Raw genomic sequence first — 20,142 nt, 5'->3', positions numbered from 1 at the left:
TTATCCTGTAATACCTTGGTATATAAGACGTAAACCAATGATTATCAGCACTATTTTTAACATATTTTCCAGCGACGCGCTTTTTAGGCGCCTATTGATGAATGCCCCCCATTTAGCACCGAACCATGCACCCGGAATCAGGGCAAAAGCATATGGCCAATTTACATTTCCAAGGGAAATATGCGTAATCGAATTAGTGATGGAAGACAGAAATACCATGAACATCGAAGTCGCTACAGCCATATGCGGAGGGAAGAAGAAAAGAAGCATCATTACGGGAACCATTAAGGCTCCGCCGCCAATCCCAAATAACCCGGAGCTGAATCCCACGAAAAAAGTAATCAATACAGCTATAAGGGGGTGGTAACCATAAGAAAATGAATGTCCATTTTCAGTTTTATACGTTTTGACCATTTTCCCTTTTCCAGGCTTGAAAACCATTGGCTTCAACCGGTCCTTCACTAATAACACGATAGCCATGAAAACCATGAAAATCCCAAAGTACAATGAAAAAGCTTCGACATTAAGGTTTTTATTCACATATGCCCCTATTATGCCACCTGGTGCACTGCCTATAAAGAAGATTAAGCCGGCCTTATAATCCACCACTTTATGTTTTAAATAAGATAAAGTAGAAGATAACCCGGTGAAAATCATGATAACGGTTGAAACACCTACGGCCACCTGAGGTGTCAGCTCATCGATTATATTTGTCGAAGTACCTAAATATAAAAGAGAAGGCACAATGATGATGCCTCCGCCCAGACCGACAAGAGAGCCGATTGATCCCGCTAATAATCCGATACCCACTAAAACTAACCATACCATGAAGAAATCCGCCTTTACCTGTTTGTGAGGATGGCACCTCTACTAGCTTGTCACATCTTCTCTTTATTGATTATATAATGCCTTTTAAAACAAACCAAGCTGCCTTGGAGCCAGTCCTTCATATTCTATACCAAGCAACTCAATCATTTGTTTGGCATTATCGGCGGCATCTCCGCCTGAGTTATTATTGAACAGGACATATATCTCCTTGGATTCCTTTTCCAATATCCTGATTTTCTCCACCCATTCAGTCAATTCCTGATGATTATATCGGTATAAGTACCTGACCTCACGCCAATCATCACCCGAGGAAGGTCTCTGCCAACCATGCAGGTTACGGCCATGAAAGCGTATCAGGGTTTTATCTTTATCGGTGGCATGCAGAACGACAGGAATGGATCCCTCTCCAGCCTGCGGCTCATCGCATACAGTATGTATCCAGCCTTCCTCTTGGATAAAGTCCAAAGTTTGCTGGACTACGCTGGGTCTGTACCAGCTTTGATTCCGAAATTCTATGGCAGCTGTAATATCGCCCATTTCAGCTTTGCACCATCGCAGGTAATTCACGTTTTCACGCTTACAATTAAACCATGGCGGAAACTGAAATAAGACCATCGCGAGCTTCCCTGACTTCTGATAAGCTTCCAGAGAGTCGCGAAATGCCTTGAACATTTCCTTCTTACTTTCAAACGGGATCTCCCCACGCTGATGTCCTGTCATCCCTTGATAGGCTTTGACGACAAACTTGAATGATGCCGGCGTCTCTGATACCCACTTTTCACTGTTCCTCTTTGGCTGGACTGCATAAAATGAGGCATCCACCTCCACAATGGGAAAATGAGCCCCATACTCTTTGAGTTTTTCACGTTGGGACACACCGCCATGATACAAACTATCATGATCCCCCCAACCTGTCACGCCAACATAAATCATCTGCACCATCACTCCTCCCGGGACAGTCCCCATTTCCTGACTTCTTCCTTTATTATTTTTTACCCTTATTGAGCCATATTTAATCTTTGGTATAAGAGTGTCATATATCACTTTCCAAATACAAAAGCCTGCCAGGCAGACCCGGCAGGCTTTTGTATGAATGGTTATTCTAAATCGCCTTACAGGCAGGCCAGTCGGTTATTAGCCGATGGAGCCTTCCATTTCGAACTTGATCAGACGGTTCATTTCAACCGCATATTCCATTGGAAGTTCTTTTGTAAATGGTTCGATAAAGCCCATTACGATCATTTCCGTTGCTTCTTGCTCAGAAATTCCGCGGCTCATCAAGTAGAACAATTGTTCCTCAGATACTTTGGAAACCTTCGCTTCGTGTTCAAGGGAAATGTTGTCATTCAAGATTTCGTTGTAAGGGATTGTATCAGAAGTAGACTGATTATCCATGATTAATGTATCACATTCAATGTTGGAACGAGCCCCATCGGCCTTACGTCCGAAGTGAACGATACCGCGGTATGTTACTTTACCGCCTTGTTTAGAAATTGATTTTGATACAATGGTTGAAGATGTATTTGGCGCTAGGTGAATCATTTTAGCTCCAGCATCTTGGTGTTGGCCTTTACCGGCAATAGCAATGGATAATGTCATACCGCGAGCGCCTTCACCTTTTAAGATGACAGCAGGATATTTCATTGTCAATTTAGAACCGATGTTACCATCAATCCATTCCATTGTTGCGTTTGCTTCACAAACCGCACGTTTCGTAACCAGGTTAAACACGTTGTTTGCCCAGTTTTGGATCGTCGTGTAACGGCAGTAAGCATCTTTTTTAATGACGATTTCAACAACCGCACTATGAAGGGAGTTAGTTGTATAAACAGGTGCTGTACAACCTTCTACATAGTGAACGGATGCGCCTTCATCAACAATGATAAGCGTACGTTCGAATTGACCCATGTTTTCAGAGTTGATTCGGAAATAAGCTTGAAGCGGAGTATCCACTTTAACGCCTTTTGGTACATAGATGAAAGATCCACCTGACCAAACTGCTGAATTCAATGCCGAGAATTTATTGTCAGTCGGCGGAATCGTTTTTCCAAAATGCTCACGGAAGATATCTTCATTTTCACGAAGTGCTGAGTCCGTATCTTTAAACACGATACCCATATCTTCCAATTCCACTTTCATGCTATGGTAAACCACTTCTGATTCATATTGAGCAGATACGCCTGCAAGGTATTTTTGTTCAGCTTCAGGAATTCCCAATTTATCAAAAGTCTGTTTGATTTCATCAGGAACTTCATCCCAGGATTTCTCTGATTTCTCTGATGGTTTAACATAATATGTGATTTCATCAAAGTTCAAGCTTTGCATGTCGCCGCCCCATTGAGGCATTGGCATGTTGTAGAAATGCTCCAATGATTTCAAACGGAAATCAAGCATCCATTGCGGTTCATCCTTCATTCGAGAAATTTCTTCCACGATTTCTTTTGTCAGACCACGCTTTGAACGGAAGATGGAAACATCTTTATCCGCAAAGCCATATTTATAATCGCCGATATCAGGCATTTTCTTTGCCATAGCTCGTATTCCTCCATTTCAAATGGCTGAATTACAACAGCTCATTTTAATTTAATTATTCCTTCAATCCCTTTTCCATGGCCTTCCAAGCTAGCGTCGCACACTTGATTCGGGCAGGGAATTTAGAAACACCTTGAAGGGCTTCAATATCCCCAAGGTCCATCTCATCATCGTATTCTTTTCCTTGAATCATTAAGGAAAAAGTCTCGGACATCGCTAAAGCAGTATCTACGTCTTTGCCCTTTATGGCTTGAGTCATCATGGAAGCTGAACTCATGGATATCGAACAACCGTCACCATCGAATTTAACATCGCTGACTTTTCCATCTTCAATCTTCATCGTTAAACGAATCCGATCGCCGCAAGTTGGATTGTTCATATCAATTGTCATGCTTCCATCCTCAAGCATACCCTTATTACGTGGTTTCTTATAATGATCCATAATGACCTGACGGTAAAGTGTATCTAAGTTATCAAAAGACATTGCTGAAATACTCCTTCGTTTTAACAAGCCCGGACACAAGCTTATCAATATCTTCTTCCGTGTTATAGAGATAGAAACTTGCTCTTGCTGTCGATGACACGTCAAGCCATTTCATTAATGGCTGTGCGCAGTGATGACCGGCACGGACAGCAATTCCATCTGCATCAAGTACGGTAGCGACATCATGTGGATGTACGTCATTAATATTAAAGGTTACTACGCCCGCACGTTTTTCTGCATCTTTTGGACCGTATATGGTAAGTCCTTCAACTGCAGACATTTTTTCCATTGCATAAGCGGCGAGTTTATGTTCATGCCGCTCAATATTATCCAAGCCGATTTCTTCCAAGAAATCGATCGCAGCCCCAATGCCGATCGCACCAGCAATGATAGGGGTTCCGCCTTCGAATTTCCACGGGAGTTCTTTCCATGTAGACTCATACAAACCTACAAAATCAATCATTTCCCCGCCAAATTCAATCGGCTCCATTTTTTCCAGTAATTCTTTTTTACCATATAATACGCCGATACCAGTCGGACCGACCATTTTATGACCTGAGAAGGCAAAGAAGTCACAATCCAAATCGCGGACATCCACTTTTAAATGAGGTGTACTTTGTGCCCCGTCGACTACCATTACAGCATCGTGATCATGGGCAATTTTCGCGATTTCCTTCACAGGATTGATAACACCAAGTACATTCGAAACCTGCATGATGGAAACGATTTTCGTTGCATCCGTAATTGTTGCCCTCACATCATCAAGGGAAATCGTTCCATCCTCTTGAAGTGGAATGTACTTCAGTACAGCGCCTTTTTCTTTGGCAAGCTGTTGCCACGGAATGATATTACTATGATGCTCCATGTAAGAGATGACGATTTCGTCACCCTCTTTAACATTTGCTCCACCGTAACTTTTTGCTACTGTATTCAAAGAAGTAGTCGTACCTCTGGTAAAGATGATCTCTTCAGTAGAAGAAGCATTAATGAATTTACGCACCTTTTCACGTGCACCTTCATACGCATCCGTAGCTTTTGTTCCTAGTGTATGCACCCCGCGGTGAACATTCGAGTTGTATCCGCGGTAATATTGCTCAATCGCTTCAATCACTGCAGCCGGTTTTTGAGAGGTTGCAGCACTATCTAAATAAACTAATGGCTGACCATTGACTTCTTGATCTAATATTGGAAAAAGCTTACGAATTTCGTATGGGTTCATTACTGTACTTTCCTTTCAATGACCGCAACTAATTGTTTTTTTACTCCCTCAATAGGAAGTTGGTTAACAACAGGGGCCAAGAATCCGTGAATGACAAGTCTTTCCGCTTCTTGCTTTGTTATACCACGGCTCATTAAATAATAAAGTTGAAGCGGGTCAACACGTCCAACAGAAGCGGCATGACCAGCCGTTACATCATCTTCATCAATTAAAAGGATTGGATTGGCGTCTCCGCGTGCTTTTTCACTTAACATCAGTACGCGTGATTCTTGTTCGGCATTGGATTTTGTCGCACCATACTCTATTTTTCCAATTCCATTGAAAATCGTGGATGCACTTTCCTTCACAACACCATGCTTAAGGATATACCCCTCGGAACGCTTACCATAATGAATGATGGCAGTCGTAAAGTTCTGCTTTTGCTCCCCGCGGCCAACTACAACAGATTTAGTATCCCCATGTGAGCCATCGCCCATTAAATATGTTGTGTTATCCGAAATCGTATTACCATCATTCATAAGACCTAGCGCCCATTCGATATGTGCGTCACGACCTGCCACCCCACGGCGGTTAACATATGTCGTAAATCCTTTTGAAAGGGTGTCGACCGCTCCGTATTCCACTTTTGCATTTGCATTCGCAATTACTTCGGTTACGATATTGGCGATACCTTCGCTAGATTCAACGTTTGAGAAATAGTTCTCCACATACGTTACCGAGCTGTTATCTTCCGCTACGATCAATACATGGTTGAAAAGTGTAGTATCTGGATTATCCAACAAGAATACCGATTGAATCGGTTCTTTGATTTCTACATTTTTCGGAACATAGAGGAATGCTCCCCCATTGACTAATGCAGCATGCAGCGCTGTTAAACGATGTTCATCTATTTTAACGCCGTCTTTCATGAAATATTTTTGCACGAGCTCAGAATGGTCACGGGCCGCTGTGAAAATATCCGTAAAGATGACGCCTTGTTCTTTCACATTAGCTGACAGATTGATATATGCCGGCGTATTGTTGCGTTGAATGTATAAGTTCCCATTTTCTTCAATAATGGATTTAATTTCTTCCGGAAGCTCCTCTAAAGAGGCAAAAGCTTCACTTTCAACCGCGTGGGTTTTGAAGGAAGTAAAATTCCATTTGTCGATTTTCGTTTTATCCGGCTTTGGCATCGGGAGCTTTTCAAATTCAGAAAACGCTTGAATCCGAAGCTCGGAAAGCCAAGCTGGCTCATTATTTTTAGTTGAATAGGAGCTTATATCCTCTTGTTCAAACGGTAATTTCGTTTCTGTAGTCATTGCAAATCCTCCTACTTACGCTTCTTCGCCAACAGTTTCGTCTTCAATGCCCAATTCTTGTTTGATCCAATCATAACCTTCCGCTTCCAAGCGGGCAGCAAGTTCAGGACCGCCTGATTTAACCACACGTCCTTGCATCATTACATGTACATAATCAGGAGTGATGTAATTTAATAGACGTTGGTAGTGAGTGATGATCAAGCATCCAAAGTCTTCTCCACGCATTTCGTTGATTCCTTTTGAAACGACTTTAAGTGCATCGATATCAAGACCTGAATCAATCTCATCCAAAATTGCAATTTTAGGTTGGATCATCATTAATTGAAGGATCTCGTTACGTTTTTTCTCTCCGCCGGAAAAACCTTCATTCAGATAGCGTTGCGCCATATCTTCATCCATTTCAAGGAATTCCATTTTTTGATCCATTTGACGGATGAATTTCATCAATGAAATTTCATCGCCTTCTTCACGACGTGCATTAATGGAAGAACGTAGGAAGTCAGCGTTTGTAACACCACTGATTTCACTTGGATATTGCATAGCTAGGAATAGGCCTGCACGAGCGCGCTCGTCGACTTCCATTTCCAATACGTCTTCACCATCGAATGTGATGCTACCGCTTGTTACTTCATATTTAGGGTGACCCATGATTGCTGATGATAAAGTGGATTTACCAGTTCCATTTGGTCCCATGATCGCATGGATCTCCCCACCTTTAACTTCAAGGTTTACCCCTTTTAAAATCTCTTTGCCTTCAATTGATACGTGAAGATCTTTAACCGTTAATGTAGAAGCTGACATAATAATACCTCCGTGAACTAATTCCTATTTTATTACCAGAAAGTAAAGATTACTTTCTTTACTATAAATTTACGTAAAACCATTCTCAATTTATTCTCATTCCAATTTTATAACAAATCCAATTTGGAATCAACTAATATAGAAAAGGGTTTCCACTTCTTACATGTTAAAAACCTGTCCTATTCTTACCATACTAACAGATATAGCCTATTTACAGCATATTTAGCCTTATTTTAGCTTTTGTTAAAATTATCTTATTATTCGGCAAACCTTCGTTCTTATTAATATATGTTCGAAAGAGTCGATCGGATGGTATGAACGTTCCGCTTTGAAAATAAAAAAATCGGACTGTAAGGCATTATGTAAGTTCATCCAATAAGGAAACCCTTATTTTCTGGACCACTTACCATTTTACCTCTACAGACCGATCTTTTAAAGAACTCTTTTATATGCTTAGCCGTGAATTTTGCGTTGCAGGTCCAGGACCATTTTGTTGCACTTTTCATGTTCCCTATCTCGTTCTTTCTCAACCTCGATACGGAGGTCTAAGTTTCTACTGTACTCACTGTAGCCAATCCCATGTGAAGACTGCATCGCCTTTTCCATTTCGCTTGTTACATTTAAATCCAGAGTATTGATAGTGAACCATCCTTTCAAATTTGTGTATCATTTTATTACCTTCAATCATTCTCTACCCTTTTTCTATCATATATAAACATGAAAAAACGACCTGAATTACATCAGGCCGTCATTGTTGAATTATTTATCCGCCGGTACAACTGCACCTTCGTATTCTTCAAGGATGAAATCTTGAATTTCTTTAGAATGCAATACTTCTACAAGCGCTTTGATTGCTTCTTTATTTTCGTCACCTTTGTTTACAGCGATGACATTCACGTATGGTGATTCAGAATCTTCAATGGCGATCGAATCTTCAATCGGATTCAAACCTGCATCGATCGCATAGTTTGAGTTGATCAAAACAGCATCGCCTTCGCTGCTCTCATAAATTTTAGGAAGCAGAGCCGCTTCATATTCAGAATCGAATTTAAGGTTTTTCTCATTTTTAACGATGTCTTTAGTTGTAGCCGTCGTTTTATCGATTCCCTCTTTCAAAGTGATCAGGCCATTCTTTTCCAAAAGGGATAAAGCACGCCCATGATCAGCGACAGAGCTGCTTAAAATGATCGTTGCCCCATCAGGAAGTTTATCGATGGTTTTATATTTTTTTGAGTATAGAGCTATTGGCTCGATATGGATTCCGCCTGCATTAACGAAATCATATCCATTTTCTTTAATTTGGGATTCTAAATAAGGAATGTGCTGAAAATAGTTAGCATCCAATTCCTTATCATTTAAAGCCTTATTTGGTAAAACATAGTCCTGGAATGTTTCGATTTCCAATTCTATTCCTTTTTCTTCAAGAAGCGGCTTAGCTTCCTCAAGGATTTCAGCATGCGGAACATTGGATGCCCCTACAACTAATTTCTTCGATTCTTTTTCCGTTTCACTGCCGCCTTTATCCTTTTCACTTCCACAAGCAGCCAAAGCGATAGATAACACTAAAATCAATGCAAATCCTAAAAACTTTTTCATCCTTTTCATCTCCCTTTATCTTTTGTCCAATTTAGATGTAATCACATCTCCAATAATTTGAATTATGAAGACGATAATTAGAATAACGATAGTCGCTACAAGCGTAACGTCATTTTGATTTCTTTGATAGCCCTCCAGATAGGCTAGATTACCAAGTCCGCCTGCGCCGATGACCCCGGCCATTGCGGTATATCCAACCAATGCAATCGATGTTACCGTAATCCCGGAAATAAGGGCAGGCATCGACTCCGGAAGAAGGACCTTCCAAATGATCGTGCTCGTTTTTGCCCCCATCGATTTAGCGGCTTCAATTACACCTTTATCGATTTCACGGAGGCCGATTTCAACCATACGTGCATAAAATGGTGCCGCACCGATAATAAGTGCCGGCAGTGCAGCGTTCTCTCCGATCATGGAACCGACAAGCGCTTTAGTGAAAGGAATGAGCAGCACGATCAAAATAAGAAATGGAATGGAACGGAATATATTAACCACAGCACTGATGACCGCGTTGATTGCCCGGTTTTCCCACATATTCCCCTTCCCTGTCAAGAACAGGATCAATCCTAATAATATGCCTATAAAAAAGGTTGCCACTACAGAGATACTTGTCATATAAAGCGTTTCTTTCGTTGCTTCAATAATGTCTTCCCAATCAACATTCGGCAATAATTCTTCAAGCATGAGTAATCACCTCCACGCCTACCTGCTGTGCTTTAATGAATTCGATTGCGCGGAGCATTTCATCCTCTTTGCCATCAAGATGGATAAACAACGTTCCATATGAACCGCTTCTGGTTTGCGATATTTTACCTTGAACTATATTGACATCCAACTCGAAGTTACGCACAAGCTTAGTGATCAACGGGCTTTCTGCATGATCACCTACAAAAGTCAATTGAATCACTTTGCCTGCAGGAAAGCGTTCGAGCAGATGGTCCATCGTTTCTTTCGTTTCTTCCGGTTCCGTCACCTGTTGCACGAAACGCTTCGTCATTTGTTCTTTAGGATTCTTGAAAACATCCAGGACAGGTCCCTGTTCAACAACTTGCCCGCTTTCCATCACAGCCACACGATGACAGATTTTACGTATTACATGCATTTCATGTGTTATCAAGACAATCGTCAACCCAAGACGCTGATTGATGTCAACAAGCAATTCGAGTATAGAGTCGGTAGTCTGTGGATCCAAGGCAGAAGTCGCTTCATCACACAGCAGCACTTTAGGATCATTCGCTAGAGCCCTGGCTATTCCCACCCGTTGCTTTTGCCCTCCGCTTAATTGCGAAGGATAGGCCTTTTCTCTGCCTTCCAGTCCGACTAACTTGATCAATTCGTTCACACGTTTGGTGCGTTCAAATTTTGAAACTCCTGCAATTTCCAACGGGAAGGATATATTTTCCTGAACGGTCCTGGACCATAATAGATTGAAATGTTGGAAAATCATGCTGATTTCTTGACGGGCCTTACGAAGCTGAGCACCTTTAATTTTTGAAATTTCCTTCTCAGCCACCACAACGGATCCTTCTGTGGGTGTTTCCAATCCATTGAGCATCCTGATCAAAGTACTTTTCCCCGCTCCACTATAACCAATAATACCGAAAATCTCGCCTTTATTTATTTCAACATTCACATTATTTACAGCCTTGATCGTCTCACTGCTTCCTTTTCCTGTTCGGAACAGCTTACTGACTTTTGTCAATGTAATCATTAATCCTCACCTCTTTTATCCAATAAAACCTATGAACTTAGTTAATTTCTCTACATTATTATCTGTTTCCCCTACCAATTTTGCAATTCATGCAAAGGTTTTCCCTACTGAAATAGAAAAAACCTTTCTGCATGAGCAGAAAGGCAGGTGAAGAAACAGGCCTTCCTCTCATCTTCCAAAGTGATTAAACTTTGTGTGAATTGGCACCTTTCCAAGGAAATCTCCTTGTCGGTTGCCGGGTTTCATCGGGCACATCCCTCCACCTCTCTTGATAAGAGCTAATATATAGAATATTTGTACATCATTAAGTTCTTTAGTATGTTGAAATTTTATCATAGATAAAAAAGGAGCGCAATGTATAATATTTCTAGTTCAAGAATGCCCAGGACTTTTTGCTTAAACCGTTTTAGAAGTCAAGGAGACGATATTCGTCGCTTTTTCAATTGCCTGCTCCAAATCTTCTATTAAATCCTCTACATTTTCAATCCCAATGGATAAACGGACTTGATCAGCACGCACACCAGCTTTCGCCAGACCTGCATCATTCAATTGCTGATGGGTCGTACTGGCAGGGTGAATGATTAAACTCTTCGCATCCCCTACATTCGCTACATGGGACCATAATTCCACCGAATTGATAAGTTTCGCCCCGGCTTCGCGGTCTCCCTTTATTCCAAAAGTCACAACAGATCCTGCTCCCTTAGGCAAATATTTATCCGCAAGGGCTTTATCGGGATGATCCTCATTAGCAGGATGCGAAACCCAAGTCACGGCAGGGTGTTTTTTCAAATATTGAAGTACAGACTTCGTGTTCGAAAGATGCTCTTTCATCCTCACATGCAGCGTTTCAAGTCCAAGCGTAAACTGGAATGCGCTTTGGGCACTTAGCGCAGGGCCTAAATCACGAAGTAACTGCACTCGGGCTTTCGTTATAAAAGCGGCTGGTCCAACTGCCTCGGCGTATACCAGACCGTCGTAACTTGGATCAGGCTCCGTAAAGCCAGGGTAGTTTGGCGAGTTCCAATCGAACTTCCCTCCATCCACGATGACACCGCCTAAGGTGGTTCCATTTCCCAGAAGCCATTTTGTAGCGGAATGGATAACAATATCCGCTCCAAAATCAATTGGTCTGCATAGATACGGTGTAGCGAAGGTATTATCAATGATTAAAGGTATCCCGGCATCATGGGCAATGTCGGCTACCGCTTCAATATCAAGGACCCTCAAACTTGGATTTCCGATCGTTTCGGCAAATATGGCTTTAGTTCTTGGCGTAATCGCCCTTTTGAAATTTTCAGGGTCATCAGGAGAAACGAACTTCACTTTAATCCCATATTTAGGAAGAGTATTTTCAAAAAGATTATACGTACCGCCATATAAAGTGGAGGCTGAAACGATCTCATCCCCTGCACCGGCAATATTCAGGATTGACAGTGAGATGGCAGCCATTCCGCTTGCTGTTGCCAATCCGCCGATACCGCCTTCCAATAAGGCCATTCTTTCCTCAAAAACGCTGACCGTGGGATTATGTAGTCGTGTATATATATAGCCATTCTCCTTTAAGCCAAATAAATTCGCTGCATGGTCAGTGTCTTTGAACAAGTATGCATTGCTTTGGTAGATCGGGACTGCACGTGCACCTGTTTCATCAGCTTGCAAACCGCCATGAACACTCAATGTTTCGAAACGTAACTTTTTCTCTGACATACTATTTCTCCTCTTTCTCTATGGATTTAGTAGGAATTAAATTGAAACCGGGCCTTTCATAAACAAAAAAACCACTTCCACAAGAAGAGGTTTTAATAACGCACCTCATCTTTTCAGAGCTAACACTCTGCTGGAATTAGCACCGTATATAAATTTATACCGGTTGCCGGGCTTCGTCGGGCCAGTCCCTCCGCCACTCTTGATAAGAACTATTAAATTCAGATGCTTTCTTAATACAAAATATAACATTTTAGAATTAACCAGTCAATGAATTGTTAGAATATTCTTTGTTTAATTCCGGTTTGGCCGCCACATGTCCACAACTAAAAAAACCAATCCATTTCTGATTGGTTTCTTAGCTGATCTCCTTAAGCAATCCATACAAATAAGGAACGGATTGAAAGGCATATATTTTTTTGTGCAGCTGCCCTTCTTTGAAAAGCAATAAACACGGGACACTTTCTATTTCATATGATTCGGCAATTGCTTGAACATAATTCATATTCATTTTACCTGCCTTCAGTTCCGGGAAAAGTTCCATGGATATCGTCAGCATCTTGGAAGCCACCTGACAGGTGCCGCATAAAGGCGTATATAAATATAAGCAAAATGTTTCCCCTTGTTCAACGGCAAGCTTACACTCTTCTTCTTTCCATTCCTGAATCAATTAGTCGTTCACCCTTTGACTTAAAAATTTCATTTTAACATTCATATTGGCAGATAGAAGCACAGTTGCGATATGATGTTCAGGTGAGCTCTCCACTTCTTTGTACATTTTATTAATATACAGGTGGTTCGCTTCCGGCATTTCCCTTCGGAATTGCTTCCGCAGCTTTTCTCCTGATTCATCTGCGTCAAAAAGGAGATAAACATCACGGTCCATCAATTCATCCACTAATTCATCAAGCTTAGTTAATGATATGGTCCCATTCGTACATCTAATTTCCACATCTTCATCTAAAACGGAGGCAACTTTTCTTCTATCGGAACTGCCTTCTACAATGATCACTTTATCGAATTCGCCCCATTCCATGTCATCACTCCATCTCACGAATTATGTGCGCAACTATGATTGTACAAAATGAAAAAGAGAGCAGGCCTTTTCAGTCCCCCCTCTCCTTCGTTTTTAACCGTTAATCAAACTCTCATATTCCTCAGCGCTCATCAGGTTTTCAATATCACTGCTATTTGATGGTTCAAGCACAATCATCCATGCTTTTTCAAAAGGAGATTCATTTACATATTCAGGGTTGTCACTTAAGTCTTCGTTTACTTCAACAACCTTGCCACTGATAGGAGCATACAGCTCAGAAACGGTCTTAACGGATTCAACACTTCCAAATGGTTCGTTCGCTTTAAGTTCATCCCCGATTTCTGGAAGCTCAACGAAGACGATGTCCCCTAGCTCGGACTGGGCGAAAGCTGTAATTCCAATGCGCACTGTTCCATCTTCGGTTTTTACCCATTCATGTTCTTTAGTGTAACGAAGTTCTTTTGGTGTTGTTGTCATTATAAACCCTCCATATGTACATCTTATTTTATCTATTCCATTATAAGGTAGATTTATTGTTTAAGTAAGGAATTAACCAAATATTTTGTAAAATTTCAGTTCCAAACCTGTTCGAATTGCTCTTCTTTGAATCCTACCGTCACTTTGGTACCATCCGTAACAATCGGCCTTTTCAGAAGCATGCCATCTGTGGACAATATATCAAGCATCTCTGCTTCAGAAGCTTCTTTCAGCCTATCCTTTAAGCCCAGCTCCCGATATTTTTGACCGCTAGTATTGAAAAACTTCTTCAACTCCAAATTACTGATTTTATATAGTTGTTCAATTTCAGTTCGCGAAGGCGGATTTTCCGCTATATGAATCGCTTCATATTGCAGTTCATGATTATCCAGCCACTTCTTCGCATTACGGCATGTGCCGCATTTTGGGTACCAATATAATGTTAAGCCCATCATTTCACCACCTATCAATAGAATACCCGTTTTCACCACGCAATACAACGAAATGTCTTGTGAATTTCCAATGCAATTTCATCAAAGGAAATAAAGGGAATGCCTTTACGGGCATTCCCTTTACAGATTCTGATTCATTGCTTAAAGTGCATATTTTTCCGTTTCGATTACCTTAACGGAAGCTTCACGTTTTTTCGCAATGACATTGATTGGATTGTGTCTTGTCAGCTTGCGAAGCGAAGAAAGCATGATGCGAAGGGTATCGCCTGTTTCCACCGCAATTAACGTTTCCTTTGCATGCTGTTCTATTTCATTGAAAGCTTCCTGAACGAAAATTTCCGTGTAAAGCACTTTTTGTTTGTTCTTCTCCAGCCCTGTAGCCGCAATTGCTTTTTCCGTACGTAATACCACGGATTCAGCTGCATATGCAAGGGATGCTATATCAGCAATGTTGGAGAGGATTTCTTGTTCTTGATCAAGCTTATTGCCGTATTTCTGTGCAGCAAGGCCAGCTGCCAAAATACCAATTTTCTTAGCGTTTCTAACAAGCATTTTTTCTTGTGCCAATGGCTCATCGCCAGGTTCTTCCGGCATCATCATCATTAATTCCTCTTGTAGACCTTGAGCCTTTTGAAGAAGCGGCAATTCCCCTTTAAGTGCTTTCTTCAGGAAAGTTCCCGGTACAAGCAATCGGTTGATTTCATTTGTACCTTCAAAAATCCGGTTAATACGGGAATCACGATATGCTTTTTCAATTTCATACTCCTGCATGAATCCATAACCGCCATGAAGCTGTACGCCTTCGTCCGTAACATAATCCAATACTTCGGAAGCGAAGAATTTATTCAATGAACACTCAATTGCATATTCAGCGATTGCAGCTGCCATTGATTTTCCATCTTTCACTTGCTCATCCGTCAATTTGCTTTGCCTTTGATCATAAAGGCCAACAGTACGGTATACAGAGCTTTCTGCTGCATAAATTTTAGACGCCATTGTTGCAAGTTTTTCTTTCGTCAAGTTAAAATCGGAAATTTTCGTTTTGAACTGTTGGCGTTGATTCGTATAAGCAGCTGTAATCTCAAGGGCACGTTTAGATCCGCCGACAGCACCCACGCCTAATTTATAACGGCCAATATTCAGGATATTGAAAGCAATGACATGCCCTTTTCCGGCTACACCCAAAAGGTTTTCAACGGGTACATGAACATCTTCGAGGATTAATGTACGTGTAGATGAGCTTTTGATGCCCATTTTCTTCTCTTCAGCACCAGTCGATACACCTTCATAATCACGCTCTACAATGAAAGCAGAGAATTGTTCGCCGTCGATTTTGGCGTATACACAGAAGACATCTGCAAAACCTGCATTTGTAATCCATTGTTTTTCACCATTTAAAATATAGTGTGTTCCTTCAGCATTCAATTTCGCAGTCGTTTTTGCCCCCAAGGCATCTGAACCTGAGCTGGGTTCCGTTAAGGCATAAGCAGCAATTTTCTCACCCGTTGCCAGTAAAGGGAGATATTTTTTCTTTTGTTCTTCATTCCCGAATAATACGATTGGCAAAGATCCGATACCTACGTGTGCACCATGCGTAATTCCGAAGCCGCCTGAAAGTGCCATTTTTTCTGTAATTAATGCCGAACTGACTTTATCAAGACCCAATCCGCTGTATTCCTCAGGAACGTCAGCACCAAGTAAACCGATTTCACCTGCATGCTTCAGTAATTTTACAGAACGGTCGAATTCATGGTTTTCTAAATGTTCAACCTGCGGCAGAATTTCATTCACCACGAAATCCTCTGAAGTTTTGGCAATCATTTTATGCTCTTCGGAATAATCTTCCGGTGTAAACACTTGATCATACGTAATATCTTCTACTAAAAAGGCTCCGCCTTTAATGAGGTTATCTGTTGTTTGATTGGACATGTTTTTTCCTCCTAAGTGATTTATGAAAGTTAACCCGCCGGAAGCATGTTGACAGCTTCCGGAAGGGATTGAATTACGCTAATAATTCAAATACTCCAGCAGCGCCCATTCCGCCTCCGATACACATTGTCACAACTCCGAATTGTTGGTTTCTGCGCTTCATTTCATGAAGCAGGCTTAATGTCAATTTTGCTCCTGAACATCCCAGTGGATGGCCTAAGGCAATGGCTCCGCCATTTACATTGACAATCTCTTCATTCAGCCCCAGCTCACGAATGATTTGAATGGATTGGGAAGCGAAGGCTTCATTCAATTCAAATAAACCAATATCGGATAACTCAAGGCCTGCTAGTTTCAAAGCTTTAGGAATGGCTGCAATCGGTCCGATCCCCATAATTTCAGGCGGTACCCCCGCTACAGCAAAGGAGCGGAACTTACCAATCGGTTTCATTCCCAATGAAGATGCCTTTTCCCCATCCATGACCATGACCGCGGCTGCTCCATCACTCGTTTGTGATGAATTCCCTGCTGTTACGGATCCTGTAACAGCGAATGCAGGTCTTAGTTTTTTCAGCACTTCAACAGTCGTACCTGGACGAACGCCCTCATCCTGTGAGAATGTGAATGATTGTTCCTTTAATTTAAGATCTGGACCCACTGAGCGAAGGGTTACGTCAACCGGTACGATTTCATCCGAAAACTTTCCTTCTGCAATGGCCTTAGCCGCCTTTTGATGACTTCGTACAGAAAATGCATCTTGATCGTCACGGGAAATCCCGTATTTTTTTGCAACGGCTTCAGCAGTGTGACCCATACCCATATAATATTCCGGGGCTGTTTCCGCAAGTTTCGCGTTCGGACGCGTTACATGACCCATCATTGGTAAAAGGCTCATGGATTCCGCTCCGCCTGCAATGACTGTATCACTTTGGCCGAGCATGATTCTTTCCGCTCCATAAGCGATACTTTGCAACCCGCTTGAACAATAACGATTAATGGTTATGGCTGGTACTGTATAAGGCAACCCTGCCAACGCTCCAATGTTACGCGCCATGTTCAATCCTTGCTCCGCCTCAGGCATTGCACAACCGATAATCAGGTCATCGATGGTTCCTTCATAATTCCCTGCACGCTTTAACGTTTCCTTTACAACAAGTGCCCCTAAATCATCAGGGCGTACATTAGCTAGAGAACCTTTTTTCGCTCTTCCTACCGGAGTCCTTGCTCCGGCTACTATTACCGCTTCTTTCATGAGGATCCCCCTTACTCATTTTTAAGCTATCGATCTATTAATCTTCCTTATCGGTTTGGCCATATCTTCATCTAATCATCAATTACGGAGTGGTTTCCCTTTAACGAGCATGTGCTGCATCCTTGCTTGAGATTTCGGCATCGAAATCAGTTTTAGGAACGCTTGTTTTTCCAGGTTCAAGATATACTGTTCATCTACTTCCGTGCCAAACGGGAGTTTCCCCCCTGCCAGGACGTATGCAAGCTCTTTGGCTATGACAAGGTCATGATCGGATAAGAATCCAGAAAGGCGCATGGATTCCGCCCCTAAGAGAAGTGCGGCATATCCCGTTTCACCAACGACAGGAATCTTTGTGCGGGCAGGAGCGGTATAACCTTGTTCATACATGGAAATGACAGCCTGCTTCGCATCATATAGTTGATGATCCGCATTCACACTTATTCCATCATATGAATTAAGGAAATTATTCCCGCGTGCTTCCTCAGCAGAGGTTGAAACCTTTGCCATGGCAACCGTTTCAAATACTTGGTTAACCACTTTCTGTAAATCAAAGTCGACACCCTTCGGCATATTCCTCAATGTCTTCACATAAAGTTCTTTAGTCCCGCCGCCGCCTGGGATCAAACCTACACCAGCTTCCACCAGTCCCATATACGTTTCAGTCGTTGCCTGGATGCGCGCAGCCGGAAGGGATACTTCAGCACCCCCGCCAAGTGTCATATTAAACGGGGCAACCACTACAGGAACTGCACTGTACTTAATTTTCAGCATCGCCTTTTGGAATTGGCTGATGACCATATCGAGTTCAAAAATATTGTCATCTTGCGCTTCCATCAACATCATTGCAATATTGGCGCCTACACAGAAATTCTTGCCTTGGTTTCCGATGACAAGGCCTTTATAATTCGCTTCCGCTTCGTCGACCGCCGCATTGATCATTTGCATGATATCCAGACCGATTGCATTATTCGGTGAAGTGAATTCAAGAAGGGCCACTCCATCGCCGATATCTATCAAGCTTGCACCACTGTTTTTCTTGATTACGCCTTTTTGCTTCTTGATTGCTTTAAGATTGATCACCTTAGGATTTTCGACAATTTCTTTATATTCACCATTATCATAATAGTGGACTATGCCATTTTCTTCTTTATAGAAAGAAGTGATTCCCTTGGCGAGCATATCCTTTACCCATTGCGGAACGGTGATGCCTTCCGCTTCCAGACGGGCTACCGATTTCTCTACACCTATCGCATCCCAGGTTTCAAATGGACCAGTGGACCATCCGAATCCCCATTTCATCGCTTGGTCGATTGCCACGATGTCATCTGCAATGTCCCCAAGCAGTTGGGCAGAATACACAAGCCCCGGATTCAGCACATTCCAAAGCAATTGGCCAGCACGGTCTTCGCTATAAACAAGCGCTTTCATTTTATTTGGCAAGCCCTTGGCCTGTTTAGCCATTTCAATGGACGGCGCTTTTAATTTTTTTCGTGCATCATATTCAAGCGTTTCGGGATTCAGTTCAAGGATTTCTTTGCCTTTTTTCAAGAAAAACCCTTGTCCTGACTTGCTTCCGAGCCACCCATTCTTAAGCATTTCATTCATGAAATCAGGGATTTTGAAAACTTCTTTTTCTTCTCCATCCACCTGGTCATATACGTTTTTGGCAACATGTGCAAAGGTATCCAGACCAACTACATCAAGTGTCCGGAAAGTCGCGCTGGTTGCCCTTCCAATCAACGGTCCTGTAACCGAATCGACTTCACCGACACTGTATCCGCCTTTTTGCATTTCCCGGAGAGTGACCAATAAACCATAAGTGCCAATGCGGTTTGCGATGAAGTTTGGCGTGTCCTTGGCTTCGACGACACCTTTCCCCAGTACATCTTCGCCGAATCGTTTCATGTATTCGAGCACTTCTGGTGAAGTTGCTTCAGTAGGGATGATTTCCAACAATTTAAGATAACGCGGTGGATTGAAGAAGTGGGTTCCCAGGAAGTGCTTTTGAAAATCCTCCGAACGGCCTTCTGCCATCGCTTCTATTGAAATTCCGGATGTATTCGATGAAATGATGCTTCCTGGTTTACGATGCTGATCGACCTGGGCAAATACACTTTGCTTAACCTCAAGTTTCTCAACGACCACTTCGATGACCCAATCGACATCCTTTAAACGGCTTATATCATCTTCCAGGTTTCCCGCCTCGATCAACGCAATATTTCCCTTAGCCGAAAGCGGAGCTGGTTTCTGTTTTAAAAGTTTAGTAATCGCAGTTTGGCTAATGCGGTTACGCACTTGTTTATTATCTAATGTAAGACCCTTTTTCTTTTCATCCTCAGTGAGCTCACGAGGTACAATATCCAATAATAAAGTCGGAATGCCGATGTTAGCAAGGTGTGCAGCAATCCCTGATCCCATAACTCCTGACCCTAGAACAGCAGCCTTTCGTATTTGTCGAACCAAGTTCATATCCCCCTTACGCAATGTATTGAATGAATGCTCATTCATTTTTAATCCAAAAATTTTTTGAATATTTTTTCTTATTACTAATATAGAATATATTTGGAAATTCCGCAATGATTAAACAGTAAAAAAAATATTTTTTTCTCCAAATTCCTTTGGTTATTTCTCCGCCGTTCAGTAAAAAATAACCGTGCAGGAGGTGACTTATAAAATGAAGCGTAAAGATAATCCTTCTAAAGCAGCCGTAAGTGCAGCAAGCGTTAAAGGCAATGCCGGCCCTGGCGCTGAACGTCAACATGGAATCAATAAAGTGAACAGCCAGAACAATCAGTTTAAAAAATAAAACCTTCTTAATTT

20 protein-coding genes and 2 riboswitches are annotated in these 20,142 nt (G+C 41.9%); of the genes, 1 reads left to right on the top strand and 19 read right to left on the bottom strand.

Going from position 1 to position 20,142, the window contains the following annotated elements; genetic code table 11:
- The 19 genes from QUF94_RS02670 to QUF94_RS02585 all read right to left on the bottom strand — a co-directional run bounded on the left by QUF94_RS02670 (window position 1) and on the right by QUF94_RS02585 (window position 19,791).
- Window positions 1-828 (bottom strand): sulfite exporter TauE/SafE family protein, encoded by an 828-nt coding sequence (locus QUF94_RS02670; protein WP_289314497.1) that lies wholly within the window; start codon window positions 826-828, stop codon window positions 1-3.
- 84 nt (window positions 829-912) lie between these two features.
- Complete coding sequence (locus tag QUF94_RS02665; RefSeq protein WP_289318273.1) at window positions 913-1,761, bottom strand: DUF72 domain-containing protein; 849 nt, start codon at window positions 1,759-1,761, stop codon at window positions 913-915.
- Window positions 1,762-1,962: 201 nt separating this feature from the next.
- Window positions 1,963-3,360: a Fe-S cluster assembly protein SufB gene (sufB, locus tag QUF94_RS02660; RefSeq protein WP_289314496.1), complete on the bottom strand. Its 1,398-nt coding sequence runs from the start codon at window positions 3,358-3,360 to the stop codon at window positions 1,963-1,965.
- A gap of 55 nt (window positions 3,361-3,415) precedes the next feature.
- The gene (sufU, locus tag QUF94_RS02655; protein WP_034310148.1) at window positions 3,416-3,844 is read right to left on the bottom strand and encodes a Fe-S cluster assembly sulfur transfer protein SufU; all 429 of its coding nucleotides are present in this window, start codon (window positions 3,842-3,844) and stop codon (window positions 3,416-3,418) included.
- On the bottom strand, window positions 3,834-5,063 hold the full coding sequence (locus QUF94_RS02650; RefSeq protein ID WP_289314495.1) for a cysteine desulfurase: 1,230 nt from the start codon (window positions 5,061-5,063) through the stop codon (window positions 3,834-3,836). The genes sufU and QUF94_RS02650 overlap by 11 nt, the downstream gene beginning before the upstream one ends.
- Complete coding sequence (gene sufD, locus QUF94_RS02645; RefSeq protein ID WP_289314494.1) at window positions 5,063-6,364, bottom strand: Fe-S cluster assembly protein SufD; 1,302 nt, start codon at window positions 6,362-6,364, stop codon at window positions 5,063-5,065. Before sufD ends, QUF94_RS02650 begins: the two co-directional genes overlap by 1 nt.
- A 15-nt stretch (window positions 6,365-6,379) precedes the next feature.
- Complete coding sequence (gene sufC / locus QUF94_RS02640) at window positions 6,380-7,165, bottom strand: Fe-S cluster assembly ATPase SufC (protein ID WP_289314493.1); 786 nt, start codon at window positions 7,163-7,165, stop codon at window positions 6,380-6,382.
- Between the two features lie 453 nt (window positions 7,166-7,618).
- Window positions 7,619-7,759 (bottom strand): YuzK family famiily protein, encoded by a 141-nt coding sequence (locus QUF94_RS29030; protein WP_483313630.1) that lies wholly within the window; start codon window positions 7,757-7,759, stop codon window positions 7,619-7,621.
- A 165-nt stretch (window positions 7,760-7,924) separates the two neighbouring features.
- Window positions 7,925-8,761 (bottom strand): MetQ/NlpA family ABC transporter substrate-binding protein, encoded by an 837-nt coding sequence (locus QUF94_RS02635; protein WP_289314492.1) that lies wholly within the window; start codon window positions 8,759-8,761, stop codon window positions 7,925-7,927.
- A gap of 15 nt (window positions 8,762-8,776) precedes the next feature.
- Complete coding sequence (locus tag QUF94_RS02630) at window positions 8,777-9,445, bottom strand: methionine ABC transporter permease (protein ID WP_289314491.1); 669 nt, start codon at window positions 9,443-9,445, stop codon at window positions 8,777-8,779.
- Complete coding sequence (locus QUF94_RS02625; protein ID WP_289314490.1) at window positions 9,438-10,472, bottom strand: methionine ABC transporter ATP-binding protein; 1,035 nt, start codon at window positions 10,470-10,472, stop codon at window positions 9,438-9,440. Before QUF94_RS02625 ends, QUF94_RS02630 begins: the two co-directional genes overlap by 8 nt.
- A 165-nt stretch (window positions 10,473-10,637) precedes the next feature.
- A riboswitch (SAM riboswitch) is annotated at window positions 10,638-10,750 on the bottom strand.
- Between the two features lie 118 nt (window positions 10,751-10,868).
- Window positions 10,869-12,179 (bottom strand): O-acetylhomoserine aminocarboxypropyltransferase/cysteine synthase family protein, encoded by a 1,311-nt coding sequence (locus QUF94_RS02620; RefSeq protein WP_289314489.1) that lies wholly within the window; start codon window positions 12,177-12,179, stop codon window positions 10,869-10,871.
- Window positions 12,180-12,281: 102 nt separating this feature from the next.
- Window positions 12,282-12,388, bottom strand: a riboswitch (SAM riboswitch).
- Between the two features lie 146 nt (window positions 12,389-12,534).
- Window positions 12,535-12,846, bottom strand: coding sequence for a thioredoxin family protein (locus tag QUF94_RS02615; protein ID WP_353957650.1), 312 nt, complete (start codon window positions 12,844-12,846; stop codon window positions 12,535-12,537).
- Entirely contained in the window at window positions 12,847-13,212 is a 366-nt protein-coding gene (locus QUF94_RS02610) for a toprim domain-containing protein (protein ID WP_289314488.1), read from the bottom strand.
- Window positions 13,213-13,305: 93 nt separating this feature from the next.
- The gene (gene gcvH / locus QUF94_RS02605) at window positions 13,306-13,689 is read right to left on the bottom strand and encodes a glycine cleavage system protein GcvH (RefSeq protein ID WP_125162586.1); all 384 of its coding nucleotides are present in this window, start codon (window positions 13,687-13,689) and stop codon (window positions 13,306-13,308) included.
- Window positions 13,690-13,784: 95 nt separating this feature from the next.
- Window positions 13,785-14,141, bottom strand: a complete 357-nt coding sequence (locus QUF94_RS02600) for an arsenate reductase family protein (RefSeq protein ID WP_289314487.1) — start codon at window positions 14,139-14,141, stop codon at window positions 13,785-13,787.
- 141 nt (window positions 14,142-14,282) lie between these two features.
- Window positions 14,283-16,070, bottom strand: a complete 1,788-nt coding sequence (locus QUF94_RS02595; RefSeq protein WP_289314486.1) for an acyl-CoA dehydrogenase family protein — start codon at window positions 16,068-16,070, stop codon at window positions 14,283-14,285.
- Window positions 16,071-16,143: 73 nt separating this feature from the next.
- Window positions 16,144-17,322, bottom strand: a complete 1,179-nt coding sequence (locus tag QUF94_RS02590; RefSeq protein ID WP_289314485.1) for an acetyl-CoA C-acetyltransferase — start codon at window positions 17,320-17,322, stop codon at window positions 16,144-16,146.
- 78 nt (window positions 17,323-17,400) lie between these two features.
- Window positions 17,401-19,791: a 3-hydroxyacyl-CoA dehydrogenase/enoyl-CoA hydratase family protein gene (locus QUF94_RS02585; protein WP_483313629.1), complete on the bottom strand. Its 2,391-nt coding sequence runs from the start codon at window positions 19,789-19,791 to the stop codon at window positions 17,401-17,403.
- Window positions 19,792-19,996: 205 nt separating this feature from the next.
- On the opposite strand from QUF94_RS02585, the gene QUF94_RS02580 reads away from it, so the two are divergent.
- Window positions 19,997-20,128 (top strand): YuzL family protein, encoded by a 132-nt coding sequence (locus QUF94_RS02580; RefSeq protein ID WP_289314483.1) that lies wholly within the window; start codon window positions 19,997-19,999, stop codon window positions 20,126-20,128.
- Window positions 20,129-20,142 lie beyond the last annotated feature (14 nt).

This window comes from Peribacillus sp. NJ4 (genome assembly GCF_030348345.1).
In the GTDB taxonomy this organism is placed as follows: domain Bacteria; phylum Bacillota; class Bacilli; order Bacillales; family DSM-1321; genus Peribacillus.
The sequence above is the reverse complement of the archived record's forward strand: the minus strand, read 5'-3'. Positions and strand labels throughout refer to the sequence as shown.